16 protein-coding genes are annotated in these 15,281 nt (G+C 64.9%); 11 read left to right on the top strand and 5 right to left on the bottom strand.

What is annotated here, in order from left to right:
- Window positions 1-10 precede the first annotated feature (10 nt).
- From JFY56_RS10310 to JFY56_RS10290, 5 genes are all read left to right on the top strand, one after another.
- Window positions 11-1,423 carry a circularly permuted type 2 ATP-grasp protein gene (locus JFY56_RS10310; protein WP_208313559.1) on the top strand — a complete coding sequence of 471 codons (1,413 nt, stop codon included), beginning with the start codon at window positions 11-13 and terminating at the stop codon, window positions 1,421-1,423.
- A 3-nt stretch (window positions 1,424-1,426) separates the two neighbouring features.
- Window positions 1,427-2,377, top strand: a complete 951-nt coding sequence (locus JFY56_RS10305) for an alpha-E domain-containing protein (protein WP_208313558.1) — start codon at window positions 1,427-1,429, stop codon at window positions 2,375-2,377.
- Window positions 2,374-3,180, top strand: a complete 807-nt coding sequence (locus JFY56_RS10300) for a transglutaminase family protein (RefSeq protein ID WP_208313557.1) — start codon at window positions 2,374-2,376, stop codon at window positions 3,178-3,180. Before JFY56_RS10305 ends, JFY56_RS10300 begins: the two co-directional genes overlap by 4 nt.
- A gap of 180 nt (window positions 3,181-3,360) precedes the next feature.
- A complete protein-coding gene (locus JFY56_RS10295; protein ID WP_208313556.1) occupies window positions 3,361-4,095 on the top strand; it encodes a proteasome-type protease in 735 nt (244 codons plus the stop codon).
- Between the two features lie 671 nt (window positions 4,096-4,766).
- On the top strand, window positions 4,767-5,489 hold the full coding sequence (locus JFY56_RS10290) for an amidotransferase (RefSeq protein ID WP_208313555.1): 723 nt from the start codon (window positions 4,767-4,769) through the stop codon (window positions 5,487-5,489).
- Window positions 5,490-5,657: 168 nt separating this feature from the next.
- Here the strand turns inward: JFY56_RS10290 and JFY56_RS10285 are convergent, their stop codons facing one another.
- Window positions 5,658-6,629 carry a magnesium and cobalt transport protein CorA gene (locus JFY56_RS10285; RefSeq protein ID WP_208313554.1) on the bottom strand — a complete coding sequence of 324 codons (972 nt, stop codon included), beginning with the start codon at window positions 6,627-6,629 and terminating at the stop codon, window positions 5,658-5,660.
- Between the two features lie 248 nt (window positions 6,630-6,877).
- Between JFY56_RS10285 and JFY56_RS10280 the strand changes: the two genes are divergently transcribed.
- Window positions 6,878-7,384 (top strand): macro domain-containing protein, encoded by a 507-nt coding sequence (locus tag JFY56_RS10280; protein WP_208313553.1) that lies wholly within the window; start codon window positions 6,878-6,880, stop codon window positions 7,382-7,384.
- A 64-nt stretch (window positions 7,385-7,448) separates the two neighbouring features.
- On the opposite strand, the gene JFY56_RS10275 is transcribed toward JFY56_RS10280, so the two are convergent.
- Window positions 7,449-8,138, bottom strand: coding sequence for a crotonase/enoyl-CoA hydratase family protein (locus tag JFY56_RS10275; protein ID WP_208313552.1), 690 nt, complete (start codon window positions 8,136-8,138; stop codon window positions 7,449-7,451).
- Between the two features lie 471 nt (window positions 8,139-8,609).
- On the opposite strand from JFY56_RS10275, the gene JFY56_RS10270 reads away from it, so the two are divergent.
- The gene (locus JFY56_RS10270) at window positions 8,610-8,894 is read left to right on the top strand and encodes a GNAT family N-acetyltransferase (protein ID WP_208313551.1); all 285 of its coding nucleotides are present in this window, start codon (window positions 8,610-8,612) and stop codon (window positions 8,892-8,894) included.
- A gap of 72 nt (window positions 8,895-8,966) precedes the next feature.
- Here JFY56_RS10270 and JFY56_RS10265 read toward each other — a convergent pair whose 3' ends face one another.
- Entirely contained in the window at window positions 8,967-10,043 is a 1,077-nt protein-coding gene (locus JFY56_RS10265; protein WP_208313550.1) for a 3-deoxy-7-phosphoheptulonate synthase, read from the bottom strand.
- A gap of 183 nt (window positions 10,044-10,226) precedes the next feature.
- Window positions 10,227-10,646 carry a PilZ domain-containing protein gene (locus JFY56_RS10260; protein ID WP_208313549.1) on the bottom strand — a complete coding sequence of 140 codons (420 nt, stop codon included), beginning with the start codon at window positions 10,644-10,646 and terminating at the stop codon, window positions 10,227-10,229.
- A gap of 53 nt (window positions 10,647-10,699) precedes the next feature.
- On the opposite strand from JFY56_RS10260, the gene JFY56_RS10255 reads away from it, so the two are divergent.
- The 4 genes from JFY56_RS10255 (at window position 10,700) to cysB (ending at window position 13,747) form a co-directional block, all read left to right on the top strand.
- Window positions 10,700-11,035: a YbbN family protein gene (locus JFY56_RS10255; RefSeq protein ID WP_408004396.1), complete on the top strand. Its 336-nt coding sequence runs from the start codon at window positions 10,700-10,702 to the stop codon at window positions 11,033-11,035.
- A 108-nt stretch (window positions 11,036-11,143) separates the two neighbouring features.
- Window positions 11,144-12,052 (top strand): 5'-nucleotidase, encoded by a 909-nt coding sequence (locus JFY56_RS10250; RefSeq protein WP_208313548.1) that lies wholly within the window; start codon window positions 11,144-11,146, stop codon window positions 12,050-12,052.
- Between the two features lie 71 nt (window positions 12,053-12,123).
- Complete coding sequence (locus JFY56_RS10245; RefSeq protein ID WP_208313547.1) at window positions 12,124-12,621, top strand: universal stress protein; 498 nt, start codon at window positions 12,124-12,126, stop codon at window positions 12,619-12,621.
- A 151-nt stretch (window positions 12,622-12,772) separates the two neighbouring features.
- Window positions 12,773-13,747 carry an HTH-type transcriptional regulator CysB gene (gene cysB / locus JFY56_RS10240; RefSeq protein ID WP_208313546.1) on the top strand — a complete coding sequence of 325 codons (975 nt, stop codon included), beginning with the start codon at window positions 12,773-12,775 and terminating at the stop codon, window positions 13,745-13,747.
- A 310-nt stretch (window positions 13,748-14,057) separates the two neighbouring features.
- Here cysB and JFY56_RS10235 read toward each other — a convergent pair whose 3' ends face one another.
- Window positions 14,058-15,257, bottom strand: a complete 1,200-nt coding sequence (locus JFY56_RS10235) for an MFS transporter (protein WP_236032528.1) — start codon at window positions 15,255-15,257, stop codon at window positions 14,058-14,060.
- Between the last annotated feature and the right edge of the window lie 24 nt (window positions 15,258-15,281).

The raw sequence follows: 15,281 nt of genomic DNA, 5'->3' as shown, positions 1-15,281 counted from the left end.
GGAGTACAGCATGGCGCGGATTTTCTATGACGAGATGCATGACGCCGGTGGCGGCTGCCGACCCCACTACAGCGAGTTCGCCCGCTGGCTGGCGCAGACTCCGGCGGAGCAGTTGCAACAACGCAGGCGGGAAGCCGACCTGCTGTTCTACCGGGCCGGAATCACCTTCACCCTCTACGGCGACGACCAGGGCACCGAGCGCCTGATCCCCTTCGACACCATCCCCCGCAGCATCCCGGCCAGCGAGTGGCGCATCATCGAGGCCGGCTGCATCCAGCGGGTGCAGGCGCTGAACCTGTTCCTCGCCGACCTCTACCACGACCAGCGCATTCTCAAGGCCGGGCTGATCCCGCCGGAGCAGGTGCTGGCCAACGACCAGTACCAGTTGGCGATGCAGGGCCTGGACGTGCCGGGCAACGTCTACGCGCACATCGCTGGAGTCGACCTGGTGCGCGACGGCAGCGGCAGCTACTACGTGCTGGAGGACAACCTGCGCACGCCCAGCGGCGTCTCCTACATGCTGGAGAACCGCAAGATGATGATGCGCCTGTTCCCCGAGCTGTTCGCCCAGCAGCGCATCGCCCCCATCGACCACTACCCGAACCTGCTGCTGGACACCCTGCGCCAGGCCAGCGAAGTCGAGCAGCCCTGCGTGGTGGTGCTGACCCCCGGGCGCTTCAACAGCGCCTACTTCGAGCACGCCTTCCTCGCCCGCGAGATGGGGGTGGAACTGGTGGAGGGCGCGGACCTGTTCGTCCGCGACGAGCGCGTGTTCATGCGCACCACCGCCGGTCCGCAGCAGGTGGACGTGATCTACCGGCGCGTCGACGACGACTTCCTCGACCCGCTGGCCTTCAACCCGGATTCCATGCTCGGCGTCCCCGGCCTGCTGGCGGCCTATCGCGCCGGCAACGTGGTGCTGGCCAATGCCATCGGCACCGGCGTGGCGGACGACAAGTCGATCTATCCCTATGTGCCGGAGATGATCCGCTTCTACCTCGACGAGGAGCCGATCCTGCACAACGTGCCGACCTGGCAGTGCCGCAAGCCGGAGGACCTGTCCCATGTGCTGGCGCACCTGCCGGAACTGGTGGTGAAGGAAACGCAGGGTTCCGGCGGCTACGGCATGCTGGTCGGCCCGGCCTCGACCGCCGCGGAAATCGAGGCCTTCCGCGCCCGCCTCAAGGCCCGTCCGGAGGCCTACATCGCCCAGCCGACGCTGAGCCTGTCGACCTGTCCGACCTTCGTCGACAGTGGCATCGCTCCCCGCCATATCGACCTGCGCCCGTTCGTGCTGTCGGCGCCGGGTAATACCCGTCTCGTCCCGGGCGGGCTGACCCGTGTGGCGCTGCGCGAAGGCTCGCTGGTGGTCAACTCGTCCCAGGGCGGCGGCACCAAGGACACCTGGGTAGTGGAGGATTGATGGATGCTGAGTAGGACTGCCTCGGACCTGTACTGGATGTCGCGCTACCTGGAGCGCGCCGAAAACCTCGCGCGCATGCTCGAAGTCAGCTATTCGCTGTCGCTGATGCCGCAGAGCGGCCGTGGCGATGGTCGCGACGAACTGGCGATGCCGCTGCTGATCACCGGCACCCTGGATGCCTACCTGGAGCGCCACGGCGAGTTGCACGCCGAACGCCTGCTGAACTTCTTCGCCCTCGACGCGAAGAACCCGGCGAGCATCTACTGCTGCCTGGAAGCCGCACGGGCCGCGGCGCATGCGGTGCGCGGGCGGATCACCACGGACATGTGGGAGAACATCAACTCCACCTGGCTGGAGATGCGCGACATCGCCGGCCAGGGCCTGCTTCGCTACGGCATCAGCCGTTTCTGCGAGTGGGTGAAGAATCGCTCGCACCTGTTCCGCGGCGCCACCTTCGGCACCATCATGCGCAACGACGCCTACCACTTCATCCGCCTCGGCACCTACATCGAACGCGCCGACAACACCCTGCGCCTGCTCGATGCGCGCAACCAGGTGCTCGGCGCCGCCGAGGAAGGGCCGGGTGGCGACTCGGCGCGCGGCTACTACCAGTGGACCGCACTGCTGCGCGCCCTGTCGGCCTTCGAGGGCTACACCGAGCTGTACCGCGACGCCCTCAACGCCCGCAACATCGCCGAACTCCTGCTGCTGCGCGAGGACGTGCCGCGCTCGCTGCTGGCCTGCGCGGAAGTCCTCAGCCTGATCCTCTCCGAACTCCCCGGCGCCAACGGCCGCCCGGCCCAGCGCATGGCCGCCGAACTGGAGGCGCGGGTGCGCTACACCGGCATCGACGAAGTGCTGGATGTCGGCCTGCACGACTGGATCACCGACCACATCGGGCTGGTCCGCCAGCTCGCCAATGCCATCCACAGTTCCTACCTGGAGGCCGCATGAGACTCTCGATCCATCACGACACCACCTACCGCTACGAAGACCAGGTACGTGCGAGCATCCAGTACCTGCGCCTGACTCCGCAGGAAAGCCACCGCCAGCGCGTGCTCGACTGGCAACTGCAACTGCCGCGCCCGGCCCACGCGCTGCGTGACGCCTACGGCAACATCCTGCACGTGCTGACCCTCGACGAGCCGCACGAGTCCATCGTCATCACCGCCCACGGGCACGTGGAGATCGACGACAGCGACGAATGCGAGGACGACCCGGCCTCGCCGCTGCCGTTCCTGCGCGGCACCCGCCTGACCCGCGCCGACGCCACCCTGGGCGAATATGCCCGCGAGCAGTGCGGCGAGCGCCGCGACCGTGAGGCGCTGCTGGGCCTGATGCACGACCTCAACCAGCGCATCGCCTACTCGCCGGGTTCCACCCGCGTCGACAGCACCGCCGCCGAGGCCTTCGCGGCCGGGCAGGGGGTGTGCCAGGACCACGCCCACGCCTTCCTCGCCTGCGCCCGCAGCCTGGGCGTGCCGGCGCGCTATGTGTCCGGCTACCTCTACACCGACAGCGCCGAACACCTGGCCAGCCACGCCTGGGCCGAGGCCTGGCTGGACGACGGCTGGTACAGCTTCGACGTGACCAACTGCCTGGGCCGCCCGGAACGCCACCTGAAACTGGCGGTCGGCCTGGACTACCTCGACGCCTGCCCGGTGCGCGGCATGCGCCGGGGCGGCGGCTGTGAGCAGATGCACGCGCACGTCCGCGTAGCGCCGGGGCAGCAGCAACAGGCGCAACAACAGCAGTGATGGGCAGGGCTCGCAAACCTCCAACTCACGCCAATCCAGCCCCCTCTCCCTCTGGGAGAGGGTTGGGGTGAGGGAAACCCGGCCTGCACCGATCCTGTCTTCTCCCGTGGGGATGAGGGGGAAAAAGCACAACCATGAACAACAATCAGAATCCACCCGCCAGATGAGAACGCCCCTGCCATGACCTACTGCGTCGCCATGAACCTGGCCGAAGGCCTGGTCTTCGTCTCCGACTCGCGCACCAACGCGGGCGTCGACAACATCGCCACCTTCCGCAAGCTGCACATCTTCGGCACGCCGGGCGAGCGCCTGGTCGTGCTGCAGACCGCCGGCAACCTGGCCACCTCGCAGTCGGTGATCAGCCTGCTGCGGCAGCGGCTCGACGGCGAGGAAGCCAACCTGCACAACGTCGACAGCCTGTTCGAGGCGGCGCGGCTGGTCGGCAGCACCCTGCAGGAAGTCGTCGAGCACGATTGCGGCAACGTCCAGCGGCAGGGCGTCGATCTCGGCTGCTCGGTCCTGCTCGGCGGGCAGATCGGCGAGGAACAGCCGCGTCTGTTCAACATCTATCCGCAGGGCAACTTCATCGAGGCGACCCGCGACACGCCGTATTTCCAGATCGGCGAAAGCAAGTACGGCAAGCCGATCCTCGACCGCGCCCTGAACCACGCCACGCCGCTGGAGCAGGCGCTGCGCTGCGCGCTGATCAGCTTCGACTCGACCATCCGCAGCAATCTGTCGGTCGGCATGCCGCTGGACCTGCTGGTCTACCACGCCGGCAGCCTGGAGGTGCCGCAGGGATTCCGGGTGAAGGAGGGCGATGCCTATTTCGAGGGGATTCGTGCGCAATGGTGCAGCGGGCTGCGTCAGTTGCTCGGCGAACTGCCGGCGCCGCCGGGGGATTACTGGAGCTGAGAGGTGGCACCCGGGCGGCTGCGCCGCCCATACCGGCCATTTGCGGATGTGTCCGTGCTGCGCCGACCGCGGCAGCCGAAGGAGCGCTCGCGGTGCGCAGCGACGGGACGGTCGAGAGGTTTCAGATCACTAGTCGGCTGAGATTGGGAATGATCAGTAATACCGCGGTAACGATGACGATTACGCTTGCTTGCCGAAATTTTCTCGATTGTTGAGTAGTCATGTCCTTCCGCCTTTCTTGTTGTTGGTCGGGAGCCGATCCGCACTTACGGCCCTGCGGACGGGTGGTCGCGTACCTTGGCATTGGATTCATGGTCGCCCCGGCAAAACCCGGCGGCGACTTTCTGCAGAGACTGCAAGCCTGAGTCTAACGTCCGGCTCGTGCGCTCTTAGACGATCTGGTATGGACTTGCGCACGTCTCGGCAACATTCGCCTATAACGCCCGCATCAGGCTGCTCTGGCTCGCGCCTCGACCGTTTGTCTGGCCGACCGGGGAGGGTGCCGTTCGTCTTCCCGGGCGCACCAAGCTGGGTCTTGAGGGGCCGGGAGTGTTGCATTTTTCTTTCATGCGGTGAAATTTATGATATAAATTTTCACAAGGTTTCTTCGTTCCGTACGATGTGTTAAGAAAATCCAACGTTTGCACTGCTCATATCAGGACCCGCACTTCATGTCGCTGCAAATCTGCATTCTGGAAACCGACATCCTCCGCCCCGAGCTGATCGACGACTTCAAGGGCTATGGCTGGATGTTCAAGCAGCTGTTCGCCAAGCAATCCGTGCCCGCCGAGTTCAAGGTCTACAACGTGGTGCAGGGCGAGTACCCGCCGGACGACGAGCATTTCGACGCGTACCTGGTGACCGGCAGCAAGGCGGACTCCTTCGGCGACGACCCATGGATCCAGACCCTGAAGACCTTCCTGCTGGATCGCTACCAGCGCGGCGACAAGCTGCTCGGCATCTGCTTCGGCCACCAGTTGCTGGCGCTGCTGCTCGGCGGCAAGGCCGAACGCGCCAGCCAGGGCTGGGGCGTCGGCATCCACGACTATCGCATCGACGAGCAGCACGAGTGGATGCGCCCGCCGTTGCAAGACCTGACCCTGCTGGTCAGCCACCAGGACCAGGTCACCAGCCTGCCGGACAACGCCCGGGTCATCGCCTCCAGCGAGTTCTGCCCGGTGGCCGCCTATGCCATCGGCGAGCAGGTGCTGTGCTTCCAGGGCCATCCGGAGTTCGTCCACGACTACTCCCGCGCCCTGCTGGACCTGCGCAAGGACTTCCTCGGCGATACGGTCTACAGCGAAGGCGTCGACAGCCTGGACCGCCAGCACCAGGGCACCACGGTGGCAGAGTGGATGATGCGCTTCGTCGAGAAGGGCAAGCGCGTCGCCTGATCTTGCATCCTGCGTAACTACGTGACTGGGCCAGAACCCGCGTAGGTTGGCGTTGAGCGCAGCGAAGCCCAACATCTGCCGGGCATGGCGCCGTTGGGCTTCGCAAGCTCAGCGCCAACCTACAGGCCGTAGCGGGCCATGCCCGCGAAAAGCATCGTGGCCACGGCGTTACAGCCAATCCGCCTGCTTGAAACTGATGTACAACCCGATACAGCCCAGCACCAGCAGCCCCATGATGAGGAAATAGCCGTAGTGCCAGCGCAGTTCCGGGATGTACTCGAAGTTCATCCCGTAGATGCCGGCCACCGCCGTCGGGAAGGCGAGGATCGCCGCCCAGGCCGCGAACTTGCGCTGTACCACGCTCTGCCGCGAGGACTCCAGCAGCAGGCCGACCTCGATGGTCTGGCTGGCCACGTCGCGCAGGGTGTTGAGGTCTTCCAGCAGGCGATTGACGTGGATCGCGACGTCGCGGAAGTACGGACGCATCTGCTTGTCGATGAAGGGGAAATCCAGCTTCTGCAGTTCCTGGCAGATTTCCACCATCGGCGCCACGTAGCGCTTCAGCTTCAGCACATCCCGGCGCAGGCCGTAGATCTTCTCGATCTGCGCCTGGGTCAGCGGGCTGCGCAGCACGTGCTGTTCCATTTCCTCTATTTCGCTGCGAACCGCCTCGACCACCGGCAGGTAGTTGCCGACCACGAAGTCGAGCAGCGCATAGAGCACGAAGTCCGTGCCATGGGCGAGCAGCAGCGGCCGCGCCTCGCAGCGCTGGCGCACCTGTGAGTAGGACTGCGAGAAGCCATAGCGGGCGCTGATGATGTAGCCGATGCCGGCGAACAGGTGGGTTTCCACGAACAGCAGCCGGCTGTCCGCGCGGATCGGCGAGTAGATGACCATGAACAGGGCGTCGCCGAAGGTTTCCAGCTTCGGCCGGCTGTGCTTTTCCAGTGCGTCGGAAATGGCCAGCTCATGCAGGTTGAACTGCTTCTGCAGGTTCAGCAACTCCTCGCGCGTGGGCTCCTGCAGGCCGGTCCAGACGAAATGGTCCTCCTGGCAGGCCCAGCGGTAGCCGTCCTCCAGGGGAATGTCGGCGACTTTCTTGCCCTTGGTGTACACGGCTGATGCGATGACGCGGCCCATATCGTCGTCCACCACGCAGATGGAAAAACGCGCAGGCCGACGTCCGCCGGCCGCCCCGGATTACAGCATCAAGTGTTGGACATGCTGCCGGTACGCGCCAGCCGGATGCTGCCGGCCCTGGTGGTGCAGCGAATCCGGTACGGCTTGATGCGAGTCAAGAGGGGGCGGGTGGACGGCCGTACCTTGAAAAGAGGCGCCGCCGCAATCCCGCGTCGGTGAGCTGTCCAACGCTCAAGGAATTTCATCTCATGATCCGAGAAGTTACAGGCGACATTCTCCTCAGCAATGCCCAGGTCATCGCCCATGGCATCGCGCCGCAGGACCATTTCGACAGCGGCCTGGCGCTGGCCCTGCGCGAGTGCTGGCCATCGATGGTGCGCGATTATCGCCATGCCACCCACTCGGCGGCGCTGGAACCGGGCTCCATCTGGATCTGGCGTGGCATCGACGGCAATGGCGGCACGCGCTACATCGCCAACCTGCTGACCCAGGACATGCAGCACTCCGGGCGCAGCGCGAAGCCGGCGAAGGCTACCCTGGAAAACGTCGGCCACTGTCTGCGCGAGCTGGCCAAGTTCGTGCGCAGCGAGAAGGTGCAGAGCGTCGCCTTGCCCTGCCTGGCGACCGGGGTGGGCGGGCTGGACTGGAAGGATGTCAAGCCGCTGGTGGCGAAGTACCTGGGCGACCTGGAGATCCCGGTGATCGTCTACGAGGTCTATCGCAAGGACATGATTGCGGATGAACGTCTGGGCTGATCGCTCCGGCGCAGTCCATCGAGCCCGGCCTGGATGCCGGGCTTTTCATTTCTGCCGCAAGGGATCAGCCCAGGTGTCCCTGGTCCATCCGGATGGCCTTGTCGAGGCTTTCCAGCAACTGTTTGCGCACCTTCAGTTTGGTGTTCCGGTGGGCGGTCATGTTGATCTTCTTCAGTTGCTGGGCCGCGGCCAGGGCGGTGGGCATCAGTTGTTCCGCGGGCACGACCTTGTCGAGGAAGCCGGCTTCCACGGCGGAACGCGGATCGAACATTTCGCCGTTGATCACCGAGCGCTGGAAGGCCGACTTGCCCAGGCGGTCGCGGGCCAGTTCGATGCCGACGTGGTGCATGGTCATGCCGATCTGCACCTCGTTCAGCCCGATGTTGAACGGTCCCTCGACGCCGATGCGATAGTCGGCGGAAAGCAGCAGGAAGGCGCCCTTGGCTACTGCGTGGCCAGGGCAGGCGACGATGAGCGGATACGGGTGGGCGAGCATCCGGCGGGCCAGGGTCGAGCCGGCGGTCACCAGCGCGATGGCGTTCTCCGGGCCGGAAGTCATCACCTTCAGGTCATAGCCGCCGGAGAGAATGCCCGGCTGGCCGGTGAGGATCACTACCGCGCGGTCCTGTTCCGCCTGGTCCAGGGCCTGGTTCAGGGCATCGATCACGGCCGGGGAAACGGCATTCACCTTGCCGTTGTCGAGGGTCAGTGTGGCGATGCCGTCTTCGAGTCGGTAGGAAAGCAGCTCAGTCATGGCGGAAGATCCTGAAAGGGAAGTGGCCAGAACATACTGGCGGCCATCCTGACCGTAAAGCGTGCGGTCTGACCGGCGAGTCAGCCGCCCGGACGAAAGCGGTGGCTATCTCACGCGGACTTGCTGGAAAAATGACACATCGGGCTGGATAAATTACAGTTTGCCACCTAAGGTCGTATTGCTCCCATGGCTCAGGCGATTTCCAGCCGATTGCGCGCTGTTTGCCCCGTGCGATGGCGGCTCATCGTTGAATAAACGGTTGAGTCGACAGGGAGAACGCAGCAATATGGGTGGTCAATGCAGACCGTTTCAGGCCCTGCAGTTCGTTGCATAGTCTGCGCCCTGAGCGGGCGGAGTGGAGAACAGAGGGGGCGGGTCGCTGTCGAAGGCGAATCCGGCGGGGCAGGGAGGACTCCCTGTCTGAACAAACAGGTGTGGGTCAGGTAGTCCGGCCCGGAGAGGAGAGAGCAAGTGAGTGAGTCGTTGTCCATCCATCATGATGAGTCCAGCCACCAGTTCGTGACGACTGTTGACGGCCATCGCGCCTATCTGGCCTACATGGATCTGGGCAAGCAGACGCTGGATATCTACCGGACCTTCGTTCCGGACAGCCTGCGCGGACGCGGCATCGCTGCCGCCCTGACCGAGCATGCGCTGCAGTATGCCGAGCGTCGGGGCTACAGCGTGATTCCCTCCTGCTCCTATGTCGAACGCTACCTTGAACGTCGCCAGCGCCATACCGACCGCGCGCTGTAGCACTCGGGTGTAGTACCCAGGACAAATGAAAATGCCGGCCAATTGGCCGGCGTTTTCATTTCCGTGTCCGCATCAGCCGCGCTGACGCTTGGGCAGCACGTCCTGGAGCTTGGCGTGCATGCTGCGGATGCTCTTCTCGGTAGCGCTCCAGTCGATGCAGGCGTCGGTGATGGAGACGCCGTACTGCAGTTGGCAGAGGTCTTTCGGGATCGGCTGGCTGCCCCAGCCCAGGTGGCTTTCCACCATCAGGCCGACGATGGAGTTGTTGCCCTCGACGATCTGGTTGCTGACGTTGTCCATCACCAGCGGCTGCAGGGCCGGGTCCTTGTTGGAGTTGGCGTGGCTGCAGTCGACCATGATGTTCAGCGGGATCTTTGCCTTCTGCAGGTCCTGCTCGCAGAGTGCGACGCTGACCGAGTCGTAGTTCGGCTTGCCGTTGCCGCCGCGCAGCACCACATGGCCGTAAGGGTTGCCCTTGGTGGTGACGATGGACACGCCGCCTTCCTGGTTGATACCGAGGAAGCGGTGCGGGCTGGAAACCGATTGCAGCGCGTTGATCGCCACGGTCAGGCTGCCGTCGGTGCCGTTCTTGAAGCCCACTGCCGAGGACAGGCCGGAGGCCATCTCGCGGTGGGTCTGGGATTCGGTGGTGCGCGCGCCGATGGCGGACCAGCTGATCAGGTCCTGCAGGTACTGCGGGGAGATCGGGTCGAGCGCTTCGGTAGCGGTGGGCAGGCCCATTTCCGCCAGGTCGAGCAGCAGTTGGCGACCGATGTGCAGGCCGTCCTGGATCTTGAAGGAGTCGTCGAGGTACGGGTCGTTGATCAGGCCTTTCCAGCCGACGGTGGTGCGCGGCTTCTCGAAGTACACGCGCATGACCAGGAACAGGGTGTCCGAAACTTCCGCGGCCAGCACCTTCAGGCGCTCGGCGTATTCGTGGGCGGCCTTGATGTCATGGATCGAGCAGGGGCCGATCACCACGAACAGGCGGTGGTCCTTGCCGTCGAGGATATCGCGGATCACCTGGCGGCCATGGGTCACGGTCGCACGGGCGGCTTCGGTGAGGGGGATTTCGCGCTTGAGCTGCTCCGGTGTGATCAGGGTCTCGTTGGAGGCAACGTTAAGGTCGTCGATCTGTAAATCAGCCATCGTGGTACTCAGGTCAGGTCACGGGTGCCGGCCACCGAAAACCCCCATGCGATGGGGCGCAGGCAAAGATGTCGCTACGGGGAACCTGAACCTTAACGTGTCAGGCGGCGCCTCGACAATGGGGCAGGGGCCTTTGTTCCGATGAAAATGGCCGGATCACGGGCTCTTCCGGCCGGGCCGGCTTCAGATCGTGCAGAACAGCGGGAAGTCGGCGGCGTTCCGGGAGATCCATTCCAGCGCGGTGCTGTCCGTCGACAGGCTGGTGCCCAGTTCCCGTTCGCGCTTGCGCCGGTAGTGTTCGATCTGGCAGACCTGCTCGACCATGCGCGCCCGGAACATCGAGTCCTCGTCGACGAAGCCGATGCCTACCAGATAATCGCCGGTCTGCTTGTGGCTCCAGGCCACCACGCCGGGATAGCGTGCGGCGTCGCCGAACAGGGGGATGCGCACCTCGATCAGGGTGCCGCGGCGAAAACCGCGCGTCCAACTGCACGCCACGCCGCCGAGGCTGATATTGTGCACGCTCTGGCGCGGGAAGCAGGTCTGCTTGCGAACCAGGAGCTCCACCGGCAGATCGCACGGATGAAGCAGGAATTGATGCATGACGGAGCACTCCGACTGCACATGTTTCTTTTATTGATAATGAGCTGAGTATAGTGCCGAGCCTGGAACTTACCGACCTCGACGCGGATCGCCGGCTGCTTTCCCTGCCCGGCGTTTCCCTGCTGGTCTTCACCGGGGAAGGCTGTGCCTCGTGTCGCTGGGCGAGGGGACAGCTTCCCGCGTTCGGGCTCCCGGTCGATCGCCTGTGCTGGGTGGATGCCGGACGCAACGGCGGGTTGGTCCAGCGCTACGAAGTCTTCCATCTTCCCGCCCTGTTCCTGGTCCGCGACGGCCGCTTCCACGGCGCCCTGCATGCGCCGCTACGCGCCGAGCCGCTGGTCGCTGCCGTGCACGATGGCCTTTCGCGTCCTGCCGAAGAGTTGCCCTGACTGTCCGTCCGGCATGTACCATGATTTCGCTCGGCAGCCTGGGGCGACGCGCTGTACCGGGCCTTACGTTTCATCGACGCGCGCATTGAACCTGTCAGGGGGCTGAGGATGGGCAAGGGACTGGGCGACAAGCTGGTGGTGGCGATTTCCTCGCGGGCGCTGTTCGATCTGCGGGAAAGCCATCAGGTCTACGAGAGCGAAGGGGTCGAGGCGTACCGCCAGTATCAGATATCCCGCGAGGATGAAGTCCTGCCGCCCGGCGATGCCTTCGTGCTGGTGAAGAAGCTGCTCGGGCTGAATGCAGCGGTCGAGCGGGCCCAGGTCGAAGTCATCCTTGTCTCGCGCAACAGCGCCGATACCGGGCTGCGGGTGTTCAACTCGATCCAGCACCACGGCCTGGATATCTCCCGCGCGGCCTTCGTCGGCGGGCGCAGTCCATATCCCTACCTGGCGGCGTTCGGCTGCCACCTGTTCCTTTCCACCCATGTGGAGGACGTACGCAGTGCGCTGGATGCCGGTTTCGCCGCGGCGACCATCCTTTCCGGCGGCCCGCGCCGCGAGGCCGGCGGAGAGCTGCGCGTCGCCTTCGACGGCGATGCGGTGCTGTTCTCCGACGAGGCCGAGCGGGTCTATCAGCAGGGCGGGCTGGAAGCGTTCCAGAACCGCGAGCGCGAATCCGCCCGCGAACCGCTGGGCGGCGGGCCGTTCAAACCCTTCCTTTCTGCGCTGAACCGGGTGCAGCAGGCTTTCCCGCAGGAAAGCTGCCCGATCCGCACGGCACTGGTGACTGCCCGTTCGGCGCCGGCCCATGAGCGGGTGATCCGTACCCTCAGGGAGTGGGACATCCGTCTCGACGAGTCGCTGTTCCTTGGTGGCCTGGACAAGGCGGCGTTCCTCGAAGCCTTCGCCGCCGACGTGTTCTTCGACGACCAGCCCGGCCATTGCGCAAAGGCCATGGACGTGGTCGCGACCGGCCATGTGCCGCATGGCGTGACCAACGAGAAGGTATCCGGATAGCCGTCCCGCCCGGCCGGGGAGTTACTGCTAATCTGCAGTAAGGCCGCCGCGTTGGCTGTCGAGGAAGCCGCATGATCCATTCGATTCTCTATGCCACCGATCTTGGCCTCTACGCCCCATACGTTCTCCAGCATGCCCTTTCCCTGGCTCGCGCCTATGACGCCGAGCTGTATGTGGTACATGCCGTCGAGCCGCTCGGGCTGTTCGCCGAATCGGTGCTGAAGACCTATCTGGACGAAAACACCATGGCCGAGCTCAGGGCCAATGGGCTGGGCAATGTCATGGGCAGCATCGAGCAGCGGGTGATGGAGGGATTCCGCGACGAACTGGGGGAGCCGCGCCAGGACGCCGAGCTGATCCGTTCGGTGCGGGTCGTGCAGGGCGATCCGCCGCTGGTGATCCTCGATGAGGCGCAGCGGCTGGGGGTCGATCTCATTGTGGCCGGCAGCCACAGCTATGGCGCTGGCATGAACACGCCGCTGGGCCGCACGGCCGGGCGTCTGGTGCAACTCGCCGAGGTGCCGGTCTATCTGGTGCCGATGCTGCAGCACCGCGGACGGGAGCTCTGAAGGCCGTACCGGTCGGCGATTCGCTCATTCCCTTTAGACGAACGGTATGCAGAGACCGAAAAAGCGTCTAACTTTATTCCTAAACCATTAATATGGTTATAAAACATGAGCTCCTGATCGCGGGCCGCGACATCCATTTCGAGGAATCTCCATGAAGCTTCAGCAATTGCGCTACATCTGGGAAGTCGCGCACCACGATCTGAACGTTTCTGCCACTGCACAAAGCCTCTATACCTCGCAGCCGGGCATCAGCAAGCAGATCCGCCTGCTCGAGGATGAGCTGGGCGTCGAAGTCTTCGCGCGCAGCGGCAAGCACCTGACCCGCGTGACCCCCGCCGGTGAGCGCATCATCAATACCGCCGGCGAGATCCTGCGCAAGGTCGAGAGCATCAAGCAGATCGCCCAGGAGTTCTCCAACGAGAAGAAGGGCACGCTGTCCATCGCCACCACCCATACCCAGGCGCGCTATGCGCTGCCGGGGGTGATCAGCAATTTCATCAAGCAGTACCCGGACGTTTCCCTGCACATGCACCAGGGCACGCCAATGCAGATCGCCGAGATGGCCGCCGACGGCACCGTCGATTTCGCCATCGCCACCGAGGCGCTGGAGCTGTTCGGCGACCTGATCATGATGCCGTGCTATCGCTGGAACCGCTGCGTGATCGTGCCCCAGGGCCACCCGCTGACCAAGCTGCCGAAGCTGACCCTGGAAGTGCTGGCGGAGCAGCCGCTGGTCACCTACGTGTTCGGCTTCACCGGCCGTTCCAAGCTGGACGAGGCCTTCAGCCAGCGCGGCCTGGTGCCCAAGGTGGTGTTCACCGCCGCCGACGCCGACGTGATCAAGACCTACGTGCGCCTGGGCCTGGGCGTGGGCATCGTCGCCCACATGGCGGTCGATCCGAAGCTCGACAGCGACCTGGTGATGCTCGATGCCAGCCATCTGTTCGAATCCAGCGTGACCAAGATCGGCTTCCGCCGCGGCACCTTCCTGCGCGGTTTCATGTGCGACTTCATCGAGCGCTTCGCCCCCCACCTGACCCGCGACCTGCTGGCCAAGGCCGTGCAGTGCCACAACAAGGCGGAGCTGGACGAGCTGTTCGACGGGATCGAATTGCCGGTCTACTGACAGCCTGTCGAAGAACGAGAGCCCGGCCGCGTGCCGGGTTCTTCTTTATTTGAGGGGCTTCTTTCCAGGTGTTCCCGCCCTACGGGCTGCAATGTCCCGTAGGTTGGCGCTGAGCTTGCGAAGCCCAACGGTGCCATGGGGCAGCAGATGTTGGGCTTCGCTGCGCTCAGCGCCAACCTACGCGAGTTCTGGCCCAGCAGGTAGGGCGGGTGCAACCCGCCGATCCGGAAGCATCATGGCGGGTTTCACCCGCCCTACGGGGTGGGAGTGTCAGGAATTCCCCCACAAAAGAGCCTTTTCTTTGTCGCGCTCAGTTACCAACGCTGCGTCTGCTCAGCAGCACCAGCGCCAGCGCGGAGAACGCTGCGCCGACCAGAAAGGTGGTGCCCGCTCCGAAGCTTTGCCACAACCAGCCGGCCAGCACGCTGGCCAGCAGCATGGCGACTCCGCTCACCAGGTTGAACACGCCGAACGCGGTGCCCTTCAGGGCTTCCGGTGCGCTGTCGGCGACCAGCGTGGCGAGCAGTCCCTGGGAGAAGCCCATGTGCAGCCCCCAGACCGCTACCCCGAGCAGCACCAGGGCGACCGAATCGGCGAAGGCCAGGGTCAGGTCCGCGACGATCAGCAGCGCCATGCCCATGCACAGCAGGCCCGTGCGGCCCACGCGGTCGGACCACCAGCCCACCGGATAGGCTGAAACCAGGTAGAGCAGCGACATGATCACCATCACCAGCGGTATCCACGCATTGGCGAGGCCCTGCTGCTGCGCGCGCAGCACGAGGAAGGCTTCGCTGAAGCGGGCGAGGGCGAACAGTGCGCCGATCGCCACCACCCGCCAGTAGTCGGCGGAGAACTGACGCAGGGCGTCGCGCCGGATCGGTGTGTGGAAGCCCGTGCCGGCCCCGGCAGGGTGCGGCTCATGAACGCAGAAGACGATCAGCAGAAGCGCTATCGCTGCCGGGATGCAGGCGAACCAGAACACCAGAGGCAGGTCGCCGCTCAATAGCAGCATCAGGGCGATGGCCAGCAGGGGGCCGGCGAAGGCGCCGATGGTGTCCATCGACTGGCGCAGGCCGAAGCAGGCACCGCGTATCGACTCCGGCGCGACATCGGCGATCAGCGCATCGCGCGGGGCGCCGCGGATGCCCTTGCCGATGCGGTCGATGAAGCGGGCGGCGAACACCGTCTCCGCCGAAGTGGCCAGGGGAAACAGCGGTTTGCTCAGCGTCGCCAGGGCGTAGCCGAACAGCACCAAGCCCTTGCGCCTGCCGAGGAAGTCGCTGATTGCGCCGGAGAAGACCTTGGCGATCAGCGCGGTGGCCTCGGCGACGCCTTCGATCAGGCCGACGCCGAGCATGCTCACTCCCAGGCTGCCGACCAGGAACACCGGCAGCAGGCTGTGCACCAGCTCCGACGAGATGTCCATGAACAGGCTGACGAAGCCCAGCGCCCAGACGGTGCCGGGGATGCGTGGTTGCCGTTGCGCAGGCGATGCTGGTGTGGCGGACATCCATGTACCTCGTTGCAGAGGTGT

This window comes from Pseudomonas schmalbachii, assembly GCF_017589465.1.
GTDB lineage: Bacteria > Pseudomonadota > Gammaproteobacteria > Pseudomonadales > Pseudomonadaceae > Pseudomonas > Pseudomonas schmalbachii.
Note: the sequence above shows the minus strand (reverse complement) of the source record. Positions and strands in the feature narration are given on the sequence as shown.